At 30.7% G+C, this 16,892-nt stretch carries 14 protein-coding genes and 4 pseudogenes; 8 read left to right on the top strand and 10 right to left on the bottom strand.

Features of this window, described 5'->3' with window-relative positions:
- Window position 1: 1 nt before the first annotated feature.
- The 10 genes and pseudogenes from FBF20_RS03620 to FBF20_RS03580 form a co-directional block, all read right to left on the bottom strand.
- Window positions 2-565 (bottom strand): annotated as a pseudogene (locus FBF20_RS03620) (potassium-transporting ATPase subunit C).
- Window positions 566-600: 35 nt separating this feature from the next.
- Window positions 601-2,646, bottom strand: a complete 2,046-nt coding sequence (gene kdpB / locus FBF20_RS03615) for a potassium-transporting ATPase subunit KdpB (RefSeq protein ID WP_002890143.1) — start codon at window positions 2,644-2,646, stop codon at window positions 601-603.
- A complete protein-coding gene (locus FBF20_RS09060; RefSeq protein ID WP_002858628.1) occupies window positions 2,604-3,473 on the bottom strand; it encodes a potassium-transporting ATPase subunit KdpA in 870 nt (289 codons plus the stop codon). The genes kdpB and FBF20_RS09060 overlap by 43 nt, the downstream gene beginning before the upstream one ends.
- Window positions 3,440-4,354 (bottom strand): annotated as a pseudogene (locus tag FBF20_RS09055) (potassium-transporting ATPase subunit KdpA). Before FBF20_RS09055 ends, FBF20_RS09060 begins: the two are co-directional and overlap by 34 nt.
- A 9-nt stretch (window positions 4,355-4,363) precedes the next feature.
- Window positions 4,364-4,547: pseudogene (gene kdpF / locus FBF20_RS03605) on the bottom strand (K(+)-transporting ATPase subunit F).
- 141 nt (window positions 4,548-4,688) lie between these two features.
- A complete protein-coding gene (locus tag FBF20_RS03600) occupies window positions 4,689-6,113 on the bottom strand; it encodes an anaerobic C4-dicarboxylate transporter (RefSeq protein WP_002890723.1) in 1,425 nt (474 codons plus the stop codon).
- A gap of 163 nt (window positions 6,114-6,276) precedes the next feature.
- Window positions 6,277-7,527, bottom strand: coding sequence for an RNA polymerase factor sigma-54 (locus FBF20_RS03595; protein WP_002852268.1), 1,251 nt, complete (start codon window positions 7,525-7,527; stop codon window positions 6,277-6,279).
- Window positions 7,527-8,255, bottom strand: coding sequence for an LPS export ABC transporter ATP-binding protein (lptB, locus tag FBF20_RS03590; protein WP_002855252.1), 729 nt, complete (start codon window positions 8,253-8,255; stop codon window positions 7,527-7,529). Before lptB ends, FBF20_RS03595 begins: the two co-directional genes overlap by 1 nt.
- Complete coding sequence (gene tsaE / locus FBF20_RS03585) at window positions 8,248-8,655, bottom strand: tRNA (adenosine(37)-N6)-threonylcarbamoyltransferase complex ATPase subunit type 1 TsaE (protein WP_002852319.1); 408 nt, start codon at window positions 8,653-8,655, stop codon at window positions 8,248-8,250. Before tsaE ends, lptB begins: the two co-directional genes overlap by 8 nt.
- A complete protein-coding gene (locus tag FBF20_RS03580; protein WP_002890722.1) occupies window positions 8,652-8,897 on the bottom strand; it encodes an RNA-binding S4 domain-containing protein in 246 nt (81 codons plus the stop codon). The genes tsaE and FBF20_RS03580 overlap by 4 nt, the downstream gene beginning before the upstream one ends.
- 155 nt (window positions 8,898-9,052) lie before the next feature.
- Here FBF20_RS03580 and FBF20_RS03575 point away from each other — a divergent pair, with 155 nt between their 5' ends.
- The 8 genes and pseudogenes from FBF20_RS03575 (at window position 9,053) to FBF20_RS09100 (ending at window position 16,742) form a co-directional block, all read left to right on the top strand.
- Window positions 9,053-10,273, top strand: coding sequence for an argininosuccinate synthase (locus FBF20_RS03575; protein WP_002852200.1), 1,221 nt, complete (start codon window positions 9,053-9,055; stop codon window positions 10,271-10,273).
- A 12-nt stretch (window positions 10,274-10,285) separates the two neighbouring features.
- The gene (gene rplI / locus FBF20_RS03570; protein ID WP_002781628.1) at window positions 10,286-10,729 is read left to right on the top strand and encodes a 50S ribosomal protein L9; all 444 of its coding nucleotides are present in this window, start codon (window positions 10,286-10,288) and stop codon (window positions 10,727-10,729) included.
- On the top strand, window positions 10,729-11,271 hold the full coding sequence (gene hslV / locus FBF20_RS03565) for an ATP-dependent protease subunit HslV (RefSeq protein ID WP_002781630.1): 543 nt from the start codon (window positions 10,729-10,731) through the stop codon (window positions 11,269-11,271). The genes rplI and hslV overlap by 1 nt, the downstream gene beginning before the upstream one ends.
- Entirely contained in the window at window positions 11,268-12,587 is a 1,320-nt protein-coding gene (gene hslU / locus FBF20_RS03560) for an ATP-dependent protease ATPase subunit HslU (RefSeq protein ID WP_002852226.1), read from the top strand. Before hslV ends, hslU begins: the two co-directional genes overlap by 4 nt.
- Complete coding sequence (era, locus tag FBF20_RS03555) at window positions 12,584-13,459, top strand: GTPase Era (RefSeq protein WP_002852114.1); 876 nt, start codon at window positions 12,584-12,586, stop codon at window positions 13,457-13,459. Before hslU ends, era begins: the two co-directional genes overlap by 4 nt.
- Window positions 13,446-14,552, top strand: coding sequence for a hypothetical protein (locus FBF20_RS03550; RefSeq protein ID WP_021034203.1), 1,107 nt, complete (start codon window positions 13,446-13,448; stop codon window positions 14,550-14,552). The genes era and FBF20_RS03550 overlap by 14 nt, the downstream gene beginning before the upstream one ends.
- Window positions 14,545-15,093 carry a hypothetical protein gene (locus tag FBF20_RS03545; RefSeq protein WP_002852208.1) on the top strand — a complete coding sequence of 183 codons (549 nt, stop codon included), beginning with the start codon at window positions 14,545-14,547 and terminating at the stop codon, window positions 15,091-15,093. The genes FBF20_RS03550 and FBF20_RS03545 overlap by 8 nt, the downstream gene beginning before the upstream one ends.
- Before the next feature lie 128 nt (window positions 15,094-15,221).
- Window positions 15,222-16,742, top strand: a pseudogene (locus FBF20_RS09100) (peptide MFS transporter).
- Window positions 16,743-16,892 lie beyond the last annotated feature (150 nt).

Below are 16,892 nucleotides of genomic sequence, written 5' to 3'. Positions count from 1 at the left end.
TTTATTCTTTTTTCATGGCTTTAGCAATAGCTATATTAACAGCTAAAACATTAACCTTTTCTTCCCCAAAAATCCCTAAAATTTAGACTCAGTATTTTCTTGAATGATTTTTTCTAGTTCTTCTTTGGTGATTTTTGAAGATTGACTTATCCTAGGAATTTGCACTAGGGCTGCTTGAAGACTGATATGAGGATCAAGACCTGATCCTGAAATCCAAAGGAATTTGTTCTTTTGTAATTTGCGGATTTTCATCTAAAAATTTTTGCAAATATTTTTGCACACGCTCTTTTAAAGCAGGATTTGACATAGCATAATTAAATCCACCTGAACTTACACTGCTTTCATTTGTATCGCTTGTATTGTAATTTGACACAGATGTTCTTGAATGTAGAAAATAAGGTTTATTAAAATCTTGACCCAAAAGCTTTGAACCTACCGCTTTGCTTACATCCAAAGTCGGACGACCTTCTTTATCTACTAAACTTCCACTTGATTGATAAGGAAAAATAAATTTTGCAACTGTATTTAAAGCAAAAGGATAAACAAGAGTACACAATATTAGCATTACCACAAAAAAACTAAGCAAAGTTTCTAAGCATATCACACTCCTAAAATTCTAAGTATCCAAGCTGTAGGAATATCAATTATTTTTATCCCTATAAAAGGTGCTATCATACCACCTAAACCATAAATACTCAAATTTCTTAAAAGCAAATGCTCGCTTTTCATAGGCTTAAATTTAACTCCACGCATAGCAATAGGTATGAGCAAAGGTATAATAATAGCATTAAAAATAAGTGCTGATAAAATAGCGCTTTTCGGGGTAGCCAAATGCATAATATTTAAAATTTGCATTTGAGGTAAAACCACACTAAACATAGCAGGTAAAATAGCAAAATACTTAGCAATATCATTTGTCATACTAAAAGTTGTAAGACTACCTCTAGTAATAAGCAAACCTTTTCCTATTTCAACTACTTCTAAAATTTTAGTAGGATTAGAATCAAGATCTATCATATTGGCTGCTTCTTTGGCTGCTTGAGTTCCTGAGTTCATAGCTATACCTACATCAGCTTGTGTAAGAACTGGAGCATCATTGGTTCCATCTCCTGTCATGGCTACTATCTTACCTTGGGCTTGTTCTTTTTTAATGGCTTTTATTTTATCTTCAGGCTTGCATTCTGCTATAAATCCATCAAGCCCTGCTTCTTTAGCTATAGTAGCTGCTGTTAAAGGATTATCTCCGGTACACATTAAAGTTTTTATGCCCATTTTTCTAAGCTCATCAAAGCGCTCTTTAAGTCCTGGTTTTACTGTATCCTTTAGATAAATCACTCCTAAAATTTTTTCATTTTTACACACTACCAAAGGAGTGCCGCCAAGATTTGAAATTTCCATTACCTTAGTTTCTAAATCGCTAGGAATTTTTCCATTCATTTCGCTTATATAAGCTCTTATAGCATCAAAAGCACCTTTGCGAATTTTTGTATTATCTTGCAAATCCACACCACTCATTCTATTTTGAGCGCTAAATTCGATAAATTCTTTAATATCATTACCTTCTAATTCATAACCCATTTTTTGAGCCAATGCAACTATGCTTTTACCTTCTGGAGTTTCATCTTTTAAAGAGGATAAAACACAAGCTTTAATCATTTCTTCTTTACTTATACCTTGGACTTCATAAAATTCATTTGCCAAACGGTTTCCAAAAGTAATCGTTCCTGTTTTATCCAAAATCATAGTATCAACATCACCACAACTTTCAACAGCCTTGCCTGAAAGTGCGATCACATTAAAACGCGTTACCCTATCCATACCTGCTATTCCTATAGCTGATAAAAGTCCCCCTATAGTTGTAGGAATAAGACATACAAGCAATGCTACTAACCATGAAATAGGCAAACTCACGCCTAAAAATTGCATAAAAGGATATAAACTTACAACCACCATCAAAAAACTCAAACTAAGTACAATTAAAAGAGTATTAAGAGCAATTTCATTTGGAGTTTTTTGACGCGCAGCACCTTCTACAAGATTGATCATTTTATCTAAAAAACTTTCCCCAGCTCCAACTAAAATTTTAATCTTTAAAAAATCAGTTAAAACCGTAGTCCCACCTGTAACAGAAGAAAAATCACCGCCCGCTTCACGCATAACAGGTGCACTTTCACCTGTAATAGCTGATTCATCAACACTTGCAGTACCTTCTATAATTTCTCCATCATTAGGTATAAGTTCACCTGCTTTAACTAAAACTATATCACCTATTTTTAACTCGCTAGAATTAAGCATTTCTTCACTGCCATCACTTTTTATGTGTCTAGCTTTAGAATCCTTTTTGCTTTGTCTTAAGGTAGCTGCTTGGGCTTTACCCCTTCCTTCTGCAATACTTTCTGCAAAATTTGCAAAAAACAAGATTATAAATAAAATAAAAGTGATTAAGATGTTATAAATTCTTTCATCAGAATTTCCATTAAACAAAGTAGGAAAAATACTTAAAATCAAAGTAAGAATCGATCCAACTTCCACCATAAACATAACAGGATTTTTTACCATAAAGCGTGGATCAAATTTTAAAAATGCTCCTTTTATGGCATTATTTAAAATTTCTTTTGTAATGAGTTTATTTTGTTTTTTAGACATTGACTCTCCTTAATGCCATAAAGATAAATATTCTGCAACGCTTGATAAAGTAAGCACTGGAAAAAAGTAAGTGCAGCAAAAATATATATAATACAAACAAGCACAAACATAAAAGTTAAATTATCCGTTTTTAAAGAATTTGCAGTATTTTCTTGTGTATTTTTAGCCAAAAGCGATCCAGCTATAGCAAGCTGAGCTATTAAAACCAAATAACGCCCACAAAACATAGCAAAAGCTGTGCTTAAATTCCAAAATAAATTATCATCTTTTAAACCTTCAAGTCCTGAACCATTATTTGCTGCCGAAGAACTAAATTCATACAAAATTTGAGCCAAGCCATGAAAGCTAGGATTGCTTATACTATCTTTTGCAAAAACAACAGCTAATGCACTTAAAACAAGGATTAATAAAGGATGGATAAGAATTACCAAAGCTATAAGCTTCATTTGTGCGCTTTCTATTTTTTTACCCAAGAATTCTGGAGTTCTACCTATCATTAATGCACAAATAAACACGGTTAAGAGCACATAAATAATCATATTCATAAGCCCTACTCCTTCGCCACCGAAAGCTACATTTAGCATCATATTTAGCAAAGTAGCACTGATGCTTAAAGGATTTAAACTATCGTGCATATTATTGACGCTTCCTGTAGTAAAAGCAGTAGTTACAGCACTAAATAAACTCGAACCATCTGTGCCAAATCTTATTTCTTTACCTTCCAAATTTCCCAAATTTGCATTTAAACCCAAAGAATCCAAATTTGGATTTGACATTTTTTCGCTAAAATAAATTAAAAGCAAAGAAATGATAAAAATAATCCCCATTGCACCAAAAATAACCCCCCCCCTTCTTCTTCTTTTCCCATAAGAGCAAAACCTTGTATTTCTTTTCTATGATAAACCATCAATCCAAAAGCTACAACACAGGCACTAGGAATAAGCATCATGGATAAAATTTGCAAAAAATTTGTAAGTAAAGTAGGATTTTCAAAAGGCATGCTTGAATTAGTACCAAAAAAACCACCCCCATTTGTCCCTAAATGTTTTATAGACTCAAGAGCTGCAACAGGACCTGTGGCAATGCTTTGAAATTTATTTTCTAAAGTAAGCACGCTAAAATTTGCGTGATAATTTTACACCACGCCTTCAGAGATAAAAATTACAGCCAAAATAAAACTTAAAGGCAACATCAAACGCGTAATAATACGCGTAAAATCTTCATAAAAATTTCCCATTTGCATACTACATAAAGCACGACAAAAAGCCATACAAGCAGAATATCCACTCGCACTTGAAACAAACATAGCAAGCAAAATGCCTGTATTTTGCGAAAGCAAACTTAAAGCATTCTCTCCACTATAATGCTGAAGGTTTGTATTTGTAATAAAACTAATTACAGTATTTAAATTCAAATCCCCTTATCATAGAATTTATCGAATTGGGATTTAAAAAAGTTTATCTTGTAAATAAAAAATCACGAAAGAAAAAATAGCCACTAAGGCATTAAAAGCAATTAAATGCAAAGAATATTTTTGCCAAGTCATATTTTTTCTATCAATTGCACAAATTTTATAAATTAAGTTATCAATTGGATTAAAAATAAAATCAAAAATAGTTTTTTTACAGCTTGCAATTTTATAAAGATAATTTCCAAAAATTAAAGCCAATATAAAAGCTATAATCAGTGTTATTAAAATTTCTAGCATATTTTTCCTTTAAAATTTTTCAGGATATAATAGAGCATAAAATAAATAAAGAGCAAGTATTAAGCTTAAAACTAGTAAAAATATCATCCGCGTGTCCTTAGTTTGAATTTCACAAAAACGGATAAAAAAACATAAACTACCAAAAGCTAAAAGTAGAAGCAAAGATAATATCCATAGGATAGCCTTTTCTCATTGATTCAAAATAGGATTTATTCTATCCTTGTTAAGCTTATATTTTGATTAATACTAATTTTATGATTTATTTATAATTTTTATCTATATTAAATAAAAAGACAAATGAAGAATTTAGCAGGAAAAATCCTGCTAAAAATTGTTAAAGATAACCTGCTGCCATAGCAATAAAATATCCTGCTATACAAGAAGTGATTACACCTATAAGACCTGGTAAAATAAAACTATGATTGATAACAAATTTACCGATGTGAGTAGTACCTGATCTATCAAATTGTATAGTAGCCAAATCGCTTGGATAAGTTGGTAAAATATAATACCCATAACAAGCAGCCGCAAAAGCAACAATTACACCAGGTTCAACACCAATTCCTAAAGCCAAAGGAACAAAAGCTGAAATAGCCGCTGCTTGAGAGTTTACAAATTTTGAAATTAAAAGAAGCATTACAGCATAAGTCCAAGGATGCTCTTTTACTATATCTCCAAGCGCTGCTTTCATCATAGGAGTGTGAACTGCAAACATAGTATCAGCCATCCAAGAAATTCCAAAAACCGCAACAAGTGCTATCATACCTGATTTAAAAATTTCATTAGAGCCGATTTTCTTTGCATCTGTTTTAGTAAAGATGATAATCAAAGAACCTGCTAAAAGCATAAACATCTGAATAACTGAAACCATGGATAAAACATCCATTTTAGGATTGCCTAAAGCATCTACTTGAGGAATGCCATTTTTTACAACTTGCCCCCAGTTTGGACGCAAGAAATCAAATACACCTAATAAAGCTACTAAAGCAATAGCTCCTAAGAAAATCCACATTGCAACCCAATTGCTTTTTGGAAGTTTAACACCTAAAAGTGTTTTAGAATCCCCATAAACATATTTTTTAAATTCAGGATCTTTAAGTTTTTCTTGAAATACTTCATCTTTATCCAAATCTTTTCCTCTAAACCAAGAAAAAATTCCTATACACAATACACCAAATAATGTACTAGGTATAGTAATTTGAAGAAGATTAATATAACCATCAAAACCTGCTAATTTATGATTAGCATTTAAAAGCAAAGCAGTCAAACTCACAACAGCCACAGATACAGGAGATGCAATAATACCCATTTGTGATGATATAGAAGCTGCCGCCATTGGACGCTCAGGACGAATACCGTTTTTAATCGCTATATCATAAATAATAGGCATAATAGTATAAACCACATGTCCTGTTCCACAAAGTATAGTCAAAAAGCAGGTTACAAAAGGTGCTAATATTGTCAAAAACTTAGGATTGCGTCTTAAAATTCTTTCTGCTATTTGAAGCATAACATCCAAACCACCACTTGCTTGCAAAGTTGCACTCGCAACCACTACCGCTAAAATCGTAAGCATAACATCTATGGCTGGTTTTCCAGGCTTTATATGAAAAGCAAATACAAGCATTAAAATACCTATACCACCAAGTAAACCAAGCGCTATGCCGCCTTTTTTTGCACCGTAAAAAAGACAAATTAAAACGATAATGATTTGGATTGCAAATTGCCCTGCCTCGCTAAGACTTGTTAAAAAGTCCATTTTAACTCCTTTGAAAATTAATATTTAAAAACAGTTATTATTGTATCACATTTTTAAATTAAAGAATAATATTTCTAAAAATAAAACAATAATTTTTTATATTATTTAAATTAAATTTAAATATAAAACAAAAGTGTAATGGGTTTGATAGATTGATAGAATTTTATCCTTCAAGTTCATATAATTTTTTTCTATCTGTAGAACTTGCTATATTAAGATGTTTGCGATATTTTGTAATAGTTCTTCGCCCTATATCGACTTTAAATTCTTCTTTGATTAATTCTAAAATTTTACTATCGCTTAAAGGTTTATTTCGATCTTCATTCTTTACTAAATTTGCTACAAATTCTTTAACACCTACATTTGAAGTCTCTCCCTCTTCATCAAGAGCAAAAGCAAAAAAATCACGCAAGGGAATAAGTCCTCTTTCACAACTTAAATATTTATTTGCCACAGCTCTTGATATAGTCGAAGCATTGCGTTCTAAATCAAGTGCTAAATCCTTAAAAGTCATAGGTTTTATCTCTTTTCCCATGAAAAAATCATATTGATATTCTACTATCATAAGCCCTATTTTATAAAGAGTAGCTTTTCTCATCGCTAAAGCATCAACTAAATTTTTTGCTTCTTTGATGTAATGACTTAAAAAATCATGCTCTAAACCATCAGTTTGGATTGAAATTTCAGGATAATAATCATCATTGATTTTTACTTTAATTTCACCATTTTCTTTATAAACAAAAATATCAGGAACAATTATACGAGAATCTTCAAAATATTCCAAAAAAGGAGGAGTGCTAAAACGCTTAAGTACAGCCAATGCTTCTTTATATAAAGGCTCTTTGGTATAGTTTTGTATATTTTCAAAATCCATAATCAACATTCTACAAAACTCATCAATATCTTCATCTAACTCCATATTTTCAAGAGCAAATAAAAATGCTTCTTTATAATCTTTAGCTCCCACTCCTACAGGATCTAAAAATTTAAATCTTGCTCTTACTCGCTCAATTTCTTCCAAAGAATACTCTTTTAAAAATTCTTCATCGTGTTCAAAATATCCTTCCTCATTTAAGCATTCTATAATTTTTTTTGCAAGTTCTTGAGATTTGCTTGTAGGAAACAAAGGAGGAAGAATCTGTTCATTTAAAAGCTCATAAACACTTTTTTTGGCAAGTCCTTTACTATCCACAAAAGCCGAATTTACATTATGTTTATAAAATGAATCAAAATAATTCTTACCCTTATCATGAGTTTGTATCGAATCTTGAACATTTAAGAAAGGATTATCCTCAGCAAATTTATCTAAATTTTCTTTTAAATCCTCTATATTTGCTTGTAAAATCGGCAACCAAGAGCGTAAAGTTTGAGAAATTTTAGTCTTAGGTGCTTGGGTGATTTTTTGCTTTAACATCAATCAAGGAGTTTAAACTCCGCTCCTAAATAATACTTTTTCACGTCTTTATTGGTTGCAATTTCATCAGCATTCCCACTAGCAAGCAAAGAGCCCGATCTTATAACATAAGCTCTATCACAAATAGCTAAAGTCTCACGCACATTATGATCGGTAATTAAAACCCCAATCCCCAATCTTTTAAGCTCTTTAATTAAAGTTTGAATTTCAGCCACTGCTATAGGATCAACACCTGCAAAAGGCTCATCAAGAAGCAAAAACTTAGGTTCACACATCAAGCTTCTAGCGATCTCACAACGCCTTCTTTCACCTCCACTTAAACTTAAACCTTTCCTTAAACGAATAGGCTCTATACTTAAAAGTTCAAGCATTTGCTCAACTTTATCATGTAAAATTTTTTTATCTTTATAAAAAATCTGAGCCGCTAAAAGCAGGTTATCTTCTACGCTTAAATCCTTAAAAATACTACTTTCTTGAGGTAAATAACCTATCCCTGATCTAGCTCTTTTATTTAAAGGATCTTTTGTCACATCTAAACCGTCTAAAAGAACTTTTCCACTACTTGGGGAAATAAGTCCACATATCATATAAAAAGTTGTTGTTTTTCCTGCACCATTTGGCCCTAAAAGCCCCACAACTTCTCCGCTATTAACCTCCAAAGAAATTCCATGTATAATCTTAGTTTTTTTAATAATTTTTTCTAAATTTACAATTTCTAATTTACTCATAAATTTCATACTTTCTTTTGTCATCTTTAATGCTAATTTTAATCTGGATAGTAGAAATTCCAAATTTCATTAAAGTTTTTTTCAAATTTTCACCGCCCCATTCAACCAAATGCAAACCTTTTTCAAAAAAATTTTCAAATAAACCATTCGCTAAAAGTCCTTCTAAACCTTCTTGATAAATATCATAATGATAAATGCAAATATCATGATTTTCATATTTTTGCATAGTGGAAAAAGTTGGAGAATCTACCCTTACATCAAGACCAAGAAATTTAACCCAAGCTTGCACCAAGCTTGTTTTTCCGCTAGCCAAATCTCCTTGAAGCAAAACAACACCTTCTTTAGGCATTATTTGAAGCATCGTTTTGATCTCATTTTTTGCTAAAATAAATTCTTTCATAATTTTACCACATATTCATTTTGTGCGTTTTTAGGAATGCTTTTCGTACTAGGTAGAGCTAGCACTTTATATTTTTGAGTGTATTCAGTAAAATGTAAAGTGATAATATCATCTACCTTAACCTCTTTACTCGCCTTAACAATAACGCCATTAATCCCCACTACACCACTTTTACACATATCTTCAGAAATAGCTCTTCTTTTCGTGATATTAACTACATTTAAAAATTTATCTACTCTCATAAAAGCAATTTTAGCAAAAAAAATCAATTTTTGGAACAAAATTTGCTTACGCCTTTGCTTTATTTTTTTAAGAAAATAGCAAGTAAAAACTTTTCTTTAATGAAATTTGGATACAATTTTATAATTTTCAAATCTATTTTAACAAAGGATATCTTATGAAAAATGAAGTAAAAAAAGTAGTTTTAGCGTATTCTGGAGGGCTTGATACGAGCATTATTTTAAAATGGCTTCAAGATGAGTATAATTGTGAAGTTGTAACTTTTACAGCAGATATTGGTCAAGGCGAAGAACTCGAACCTGCGAGAAAAAAAGCCCTTTCTTTAGGCATAAAAGAAGAAAATATTTTCATTAAAGATTTAAGAGATGAATTTGTTAAAGATTATGTATTTCCTATGTTTAGAGCCAATGCAATTTATGAAGGAGAGTATCTTTTAGGAACAAGTATAGCAAGACCACTCATAGCAAAAACTCAAGCACAAATTGCCCTGCAAACAGGTGCTGATGCGGTAAGTCATGGCGCCACAGGCAAAGGAAATGATCAAGTGCGTTTTGAACTTGGTTATCTTGCTTTTAGTCCCGATTTAAAAATCATCGCTCCATGGCGTGAGTGGGATTTAAACAGTCGTGAAAAACTCCTTGCTTATGCGCAAAAACATGGCATTGATATTTCTAAGAAAAAAGGAAAATCCCCTTATTCTATGGACGCAAATTTACTTCATATTTCTTACGAAGGACTTGTTTTAGAAGATCCTGCACACGCACCTGAAGAAGATATGTGGAGATGGAGTAAAAGCCCAAAAGACGCTCCAAATGAAAGTGAAATTATAGAACTTGATTTCCAAAAAGGAGATTTAGTAGCGATAAATGGAGAAAAACTAAGTCCTGCAGGACTTTTAACCAAACTTAACGAACTAGGCTGCAAACACGGTATAGGACGCCTTGATATAGTAGAAAATCGCTATGTAGGCATGAAAAGCCGTGGTTGTTACGAAACTCCAGGCGGTACTATACTTTTAAAAGCACATAGAGCGCTTGAAAGCATCACGCTTGATAGAGAAGCAGCACACTTAAAAGATGAACTCATGCCAAAATACGCGAGTTTAATTTATAATGGCTATTGGTTCTCGCCTGAAAGAATGATGCTTCAAGCCTTAATCGATGAGTCTCAAATTCACGCCAATGGCAGAGTAAAGCTCGAGCTTTATAAAGGCAATGTGATGGTTATAGGACGCGAAAGTGCGAACGATAGCTTGTTTAACGCAGCTTATTGTACTTTTGAAGAAGATGAAGTGTATAATCAAAAAGACGCAGCAGGCTTTATCAAGCTTAATGCTTTGCGTTTTATCATCGCAGGAAAAAATGGAAGAAAATTTTAATAAAGGAATAAAATGAAAGTATTATTAATCAAAGATGTAAAAGCACTTGGAAAAGCAGGAGAAATAAAAGAAGTAAAAGACGGCTATGGACAAAATTTCTTAATCGCTAAAGGCTTTGCTAAAGCAGCTACTAATGAAGTTTTAAGAAAATATGAAAGCGACAAGAAAAAAGAGGCTGAAAATTTACGCTTTGAAATCGCAAATTTAGAAAAACTCAAAGAAGAACTTAGCAAAATCACTCTTGAAATTTCAAAACCCGTAGGTGCAAATGGAAGTTTGTTTGGTGGCGTAACCAAAGATGAAATCGCTCACGCCCTAAAAGAACAAAGCCATATAGAAATCGATAAAAAAAGTTTAGAATGTGATACCTTAAAAAGCTTAGGAATCCACGAAGTAAGCGTAAAACTTGGACACGCAATCCATGCTAAATTTAACATAAATATAAAGGCAGAATAATGTTTCACGCAACAACGATTTTAGCTTACAAAGGTAAAAATAAATCCGTAATTGGCGGAGATGGACAAGTAAGCTTTGGAAATACGGTGCTAAAAGGCAATGCTGTAAAGATTAGAAAACTCAACAATGGCAAAGTTTTAGCAGGTTTTGCAGGATCAACAGCTGATGCTTTTAATCTTTTTGATATGTTTGAAAATCTCCTTCAAAGTTCTAAAGGCGATCTTTTAAAAGCAGCAATTGACTTTTCTAAAGAATGGAGAAAAGACAAATACCTAAGAAAACTTGAAGCCATGATGCTCGTACTTGATAGAAATCACATTTTTCTACTTTCTGGTACAGGCGATGTGGTCGAACCTGAAGATGGACAAATCGCAGCCATAGGAAGTGGTGGAAACTATGCGCTTTCAGCTGCTAGAGCCTTAGCAAAACATACCGATTTAGATGAAGAAGAACTTGTAAAATCAAGTCTTCAAATCGCAGGTGAAATTTGCATTTATACCAATACCAATATCAAAACTTATGTAATTGAGGATGAGAAATGAATCTAACTCCAAAAGAAATCGTTAAATTTTTAGATGATTATGTTATAGGACAAAAAAAAGCTAAAAAAATCATAGCTATAGCTTTAAGAAATCGCTACCGCAGAATGCAACTTAGCCCTGAGTTGCAAGATGATATAGTGCCAAAAAATATCTTGATGATAGGTTCTACAGGTGTAGGAAAAACAGAAATCGCTAGGCGTTTAGCTAAAATGATGGGCTTTCCTTTCATCAAAATCGAAGCAAGTAAATATACTGAAGTAGGTTTTGTAGGTCGTGATGTAGAAAGCATGGTAAGAGATCTTGCCAATGCGGCTTTAAATTTGGTAAAAAATGAGCAAAGAGAAAAAAACAAAGATAAAATCGATGAATTTATAGAAAATAAAATTTTAGAAAAACTTTTACCACCTTTACCAAAGGGTATCAGCGATGAAAAACAAGAAGAATATAAAAACAGTCTTGAAAAAATGAGAACTAAACTAAGAAATGGCGATCTTGATGAAAGCACCATAGAGATAGAAATTTCACAAAATATGTTTGATACCAATCCCAACCTACCTCCTGAAATGGGTGCAATGCAAGATATAGTTAAGGTTATAGGCGTTGGCAGTAAAAAAGTCAAAAAAGAAATGAAAATCAAAGACGCTAAAAATGCTTTAAAAAATGAAGCAGGAGAAAAAATCCTCGACCAAGAAAGCATCAAAAGCGAAGCCTTAAAAAGAGCGGAAAATGAAGGTATTATTTTTATTGATGAAATCGATAAAATCGCTGTTTCAAGCGGAAATTCAAACCGCCAAGATCCAAGTAAAGAAGGGGTGCAAAGAGACTTACTTCCTATAGTCGAGGGATCAAATGTACAAACAAAAATAGGTACTTTAAAAACCGATCATATTCTTTTTATCGCTGCAGGGGCTTTTCATCTTAGCAAACCAAGTGATCTTATCCCTGAACTGCAAGGACGCTTTCCTTTAAGAGTGGAATTAGATAGTCTTGATGATAAAGCTCTTTATGAAATTTTAACACGCCCTAAAAATTCACTTTTAAAACAATACTCTCAGCTTTTAAAAACTGAAAATTTAGAACTTGAATTTGATGATGAAGCCATTAAAGAAATAGCAAAAATAGCTTCAAGAGCCAATGAAGAAATGCAAGATATAGGTGCTAGACGCTTACATACTGTGATAGAAAAATTACTTGAAGATCTAAGTTTTGAAGCTGATGAGTATGCGGGTAAAAAATTCGTAGTGGATAAAAAAATGGTAGAAGAAAAACTCGGAGATATCATAGAAAATAAAGATCTTGCAAGGTATATTTTGTGAAAAGTGGCTTTGTTAGTATCATAGGGCGTACTAATGCAGGAAAAAGTACTTTAATCAATTCCTTATTAGAAGAAAAAATCGCCCTAGTTTCTCACAAACAAAACGCCACAAGGCGTAAAATCAAAGCCATAGTGATGCATGAAAAAAATCAAATCATTTTCATCGATACCCCAGGACTTCACGAAAGCGGTGCTACGCTTAATCAACTGCTTGTCCAAAGTGCTATTAAATCCATGGGGGATTGTGATGTGATTTTATTTGTGGCGAGTGTTTTTGATAGTACAAAAGACTATGAAAATTTTCTTAGTCTAAACCCACAAGTACCACATATCATCACTTTAAATAAAGTAGATTTAACCGACAATGCTACACTTTTAAAAAAACTTAGCGAATATGCAAAATTTAGCCAACATTTTAAGGCTATCATTCCTTATTCTTCTAAGAAAAAAAGCTATAAAAAAGGCTTGTTAGATGAGATAGTAAAATATCTTGACGAACATGAATATTTTTATGATCCTGAATTTTTAAGTGCGAGTAGCGAAAAAGAAATTTATAGAGATTTCATACTTGAAAGTATTTATGAAAATTTAAGCGATGAGCTTCCTTATAGTAGCGAAGTGCTTATCCATCGCACCAAAGACACACCTAATCTTTTAATCCTAGAAGCCAATATCATCACAGATACAAACTCTCACAAGGGTATGCTTATAGGAAAAGAAGGGGCAACTTTAAAAAGAATAGGCAAAGATGCACGCTTTAAAATTTCAAAACTTGCCCAAAAAAAGGTACTTTTAAAGCTTTTTGTAACAGTGAAAAAAAACTGGCAAAAAGATGAAGAATTTTTAAAAAAACTTCTAAATGATGAAAATTAATTCATTAAATAAAATAAATTTTATAAAATCTACAGATTTACTTTATGCTCAAAGAACGGGAATATCCAAAGAAGACGAACTTTTTAACAATTTAACTGCAGATTTTAAGCTAAGCAAACCCTTTGACTATCAAATAGCTTTTTTTAAACATAATGAAATTTATCATTGTTTTTTAGCACCTGTTTACAAATTGAAAAAAAGTCGTTTTTGCTTTCCCGAGCCTTTAATTTTTCAAGCTTTATTTGATGAAAGATTTATTGAGGAAAGTGATTATTGTGTTTTAAATTTATATGATCAAACTTTATATTTATATTTTTACCAAGAGGGAAAATTTATCAATCTTAAAAAAATCGAAAATTTCAACCCAAGCAATATGGATTTATTTTTTAAACAAAATCGATTTATAGAACTTTTAAAACACTATGAAAGCAAATTGCTACTTTATCAGGATTTGGATACAATCAAACATTACTTCTCATCTCAAATAAAATGTTTAAATCTAAATGATATTCTTGATAAAAATAGTTTATTGAAATTAAGTTCATATAGTATAAAAAATCTAGATCAAAATTGTAATTTTATCAAGCATAATAAAATAAAAATATCTATTTCTTTTAAAATTATATTAATATTTATTTTTAGCTTTAGTCTTAGCATGATGATTTTATTATTTAAAGATTTTATAGAGTACAAACAAAATAAGGAAATTCAAAATAAAAATTTTATCATACAAGAAGAAATTTCTAAACTAAAACAAGATAAGCAAAAATTATTAACAAACATACAAGATTTAAACTTTACTCTTTCCAATAAAATATCATCTACACAACAACAATTTCATATTTTATCCACCATAACAAAAGAAATCAATTTAGATAAAAATAAGGCAATCATTCTAAATCAAATCATATCATGGCTTAATTCCAATGAACTTAAAATCACAAATCTTGAATTTGAACAAACAAAAATCATTCTTTCTTTTATCGATGAAAACCACTTTAAAAGAGCATTAGAAAATCTAAATTCTACTTTTAAATTCCTTGATAAAAATGAAGAAACATTGAATATCATATTAGAAGTCATACATGAATAAAATAGAAGTATTTTTGCAAAATTTAAATCCTAGGGAAAAATTTCTTTTTATTTCTTTTATCTGCCTTTGTGCTTTGTTTTTAGCTTTTAAAATTCATGATCGCTTTTTGGAAGATATTTTTCAAAAAACATTAGTAGAACATAATTACCTTGCATTAAATGAAGCAAAAATAGAAAATTCACATCTTAAAGAAATAGAGACAAAGCTAACAAAACAGATAAAAACAGAGGAAGAAAAATTAAAATACTATAAAGAAAAATTGCATTTATTTTTTTATGATAAAGATTTTTTCAATAAAAAAATCAATAATTTATCCAAAAATTTAACCATTAATGAAATAAAATTTTCCCAAGAAAACAAAAATTTTATCCACTATAATTATGTTTTTCTAAGTTTAAATGGCAACTTTAAAGACTTACTCAATTTTATACAAAATTTAGAAAATCTTCCTATAGCTTTAAAAATTGATAAAATAAAACTATACAATACACAGGGTTTAAAATTAAAGCTTGATTTAATGTTTAAATTTGTTAATTTATAATAATATTAAAATATTATATTTTTAAATATTATTATAAAAAAAATATTTAAAAATATTGTAATTTAATTATTTTTCTATTACTATTAGTTAAAATATTTTAAGCATAAAAAAAAGAAAGGTATTGGGAAGTGACTAAACAAGAAATACAAAAACTCGATACAAATTTCCTAGGTCATCGCAAGCCCTTATTCTCTTTATCAATGGTAGAACTTTGGGAAAGATTTGCTTTTTATGGCATACGATCTTTACTTGTGCTTTTCATGGCAACAACCATAAGCAAAGGTAGACTTGGAATAAGCACTGAATACGCCTCGGCAATTTATGGCATTTTTGCAGGATGCTTGTATTTAGCAGCACTTCCTGGAGGCTGGATTACTGATAATTATTTAGGGCAAAAAAAGGCTTTATTTTTAGGTTCTTTTATTATAGCTTTAGGACATATTAGCATAGCCTTATCTATTTTAAGCACACCTATGTTTTTCCTAGGGCTTACTTTTATCGTTATTGGTACTGGATTTTTTAAAACTAACGCTTCTGTAACAGTTGGAATGTTGTATAAACAAAATGATACAAGATGCGATACTGGCTATACGATTTTTTATATAGGAATTAACATTGGAGCATTCATTGCTCCTCTTATATGTGGTTTTGTTCAAGCAAAATGGAATTATCATTTAGGATTTGTCATAGGAGGTTTAGGTATGCTAATCTCTTTGCTTATTTTATATTTTAAAGCTGCCCTTGAGCTTGAAGAATTTCATAAAAATTGAACCTTAAAGCAAAACTGGGAATAACCATTTAAAAAAGTAAAAAATTTAACTCTTATACTAAGTATAAGCTTGTTAAGTATTATTGGATTTTTTCTAATGTTTATTAATCTTGTAAATATTAATCCCATATAATACTATCAAAAAAACTTCTAATTGTAATTTTACTATGTTTGGTAATTTATTTCATATATCTTTTTGTTTTTAAAGCTTTAAATAAAAGAGAAAAACAGCAATTAACAATTTTAATTGTTTTATTCTTTGCAGCCACTTTTTTTTGGAGTGCTTTTGAACAAAAACCTACTGCTTATAATCTTTTTGCGCAAGATTTTACAAATAGAAATATTTTTGATTGGAAAATTCTAACAAACTGGTTTCAATCTTTTAATCCAATTTTTATCATCATACTTGCTCCTATAGCAAGTTATATTTGGATATTTTTAGAGAAAAAAAATATATATTTTTCTTCCATTGGAAAATTTACTTTAGGAATATTATTTGCCGGTATTGGTTTTATGATGATGACCTTTGCTTCACAAAATCTAATAAACAACAATGGTTTGCCAATATCCATGGCTTGGATTATCATAAGTATATTCTTTTTAACACTTGGGGAATTATGCGTGTCTCCTATTGGACTCTCTATAATGGCTAAGGTTGCCCCTGATTTAATCAAAAATCAAATCATGGGACTTTGGTTTGTAGCAAGTGCGCTTGGAAATTTTGTTGCAGGACTTATAGGAGGAAATGTCAATATTAAAAACATCGATCAACTTCCTAATATTTTTGGACAATGCATGTGGATGCTTTTTGTTGTATCACTTTTGCTTTTTATTGCTAAAAAACCATCTTAACAAAAAAAATAAGCAATTATCTAACTAAACTTAAAATACAAAATACACCAAAGTTGAAAATTGATCTTAATATTTCTTTTTTTTATATTTGCAAAAAAGTAACATTATGATATAAATCATTTAAAAATATTACAAAGTTATACATATTTTTTAATTTCTTGTCTATAATTTATAAATA

It is taken from the genome of Campylobacter sp. CFSAN093259 (assembly GCF_012889985.1).
GTDB classification, from domain to species: Bacteria; Campylobacterota; Campylobacteria; order Campylobacterales; family Campylobacteraceae; genus Campylobacter_D; species Campylobacter_D jejuni.
The sequence above is the reverse complement of the archived record's forward strand: the minus strand, read 5'-3'. Positions and strand labels throughout refer to the sequence as shown.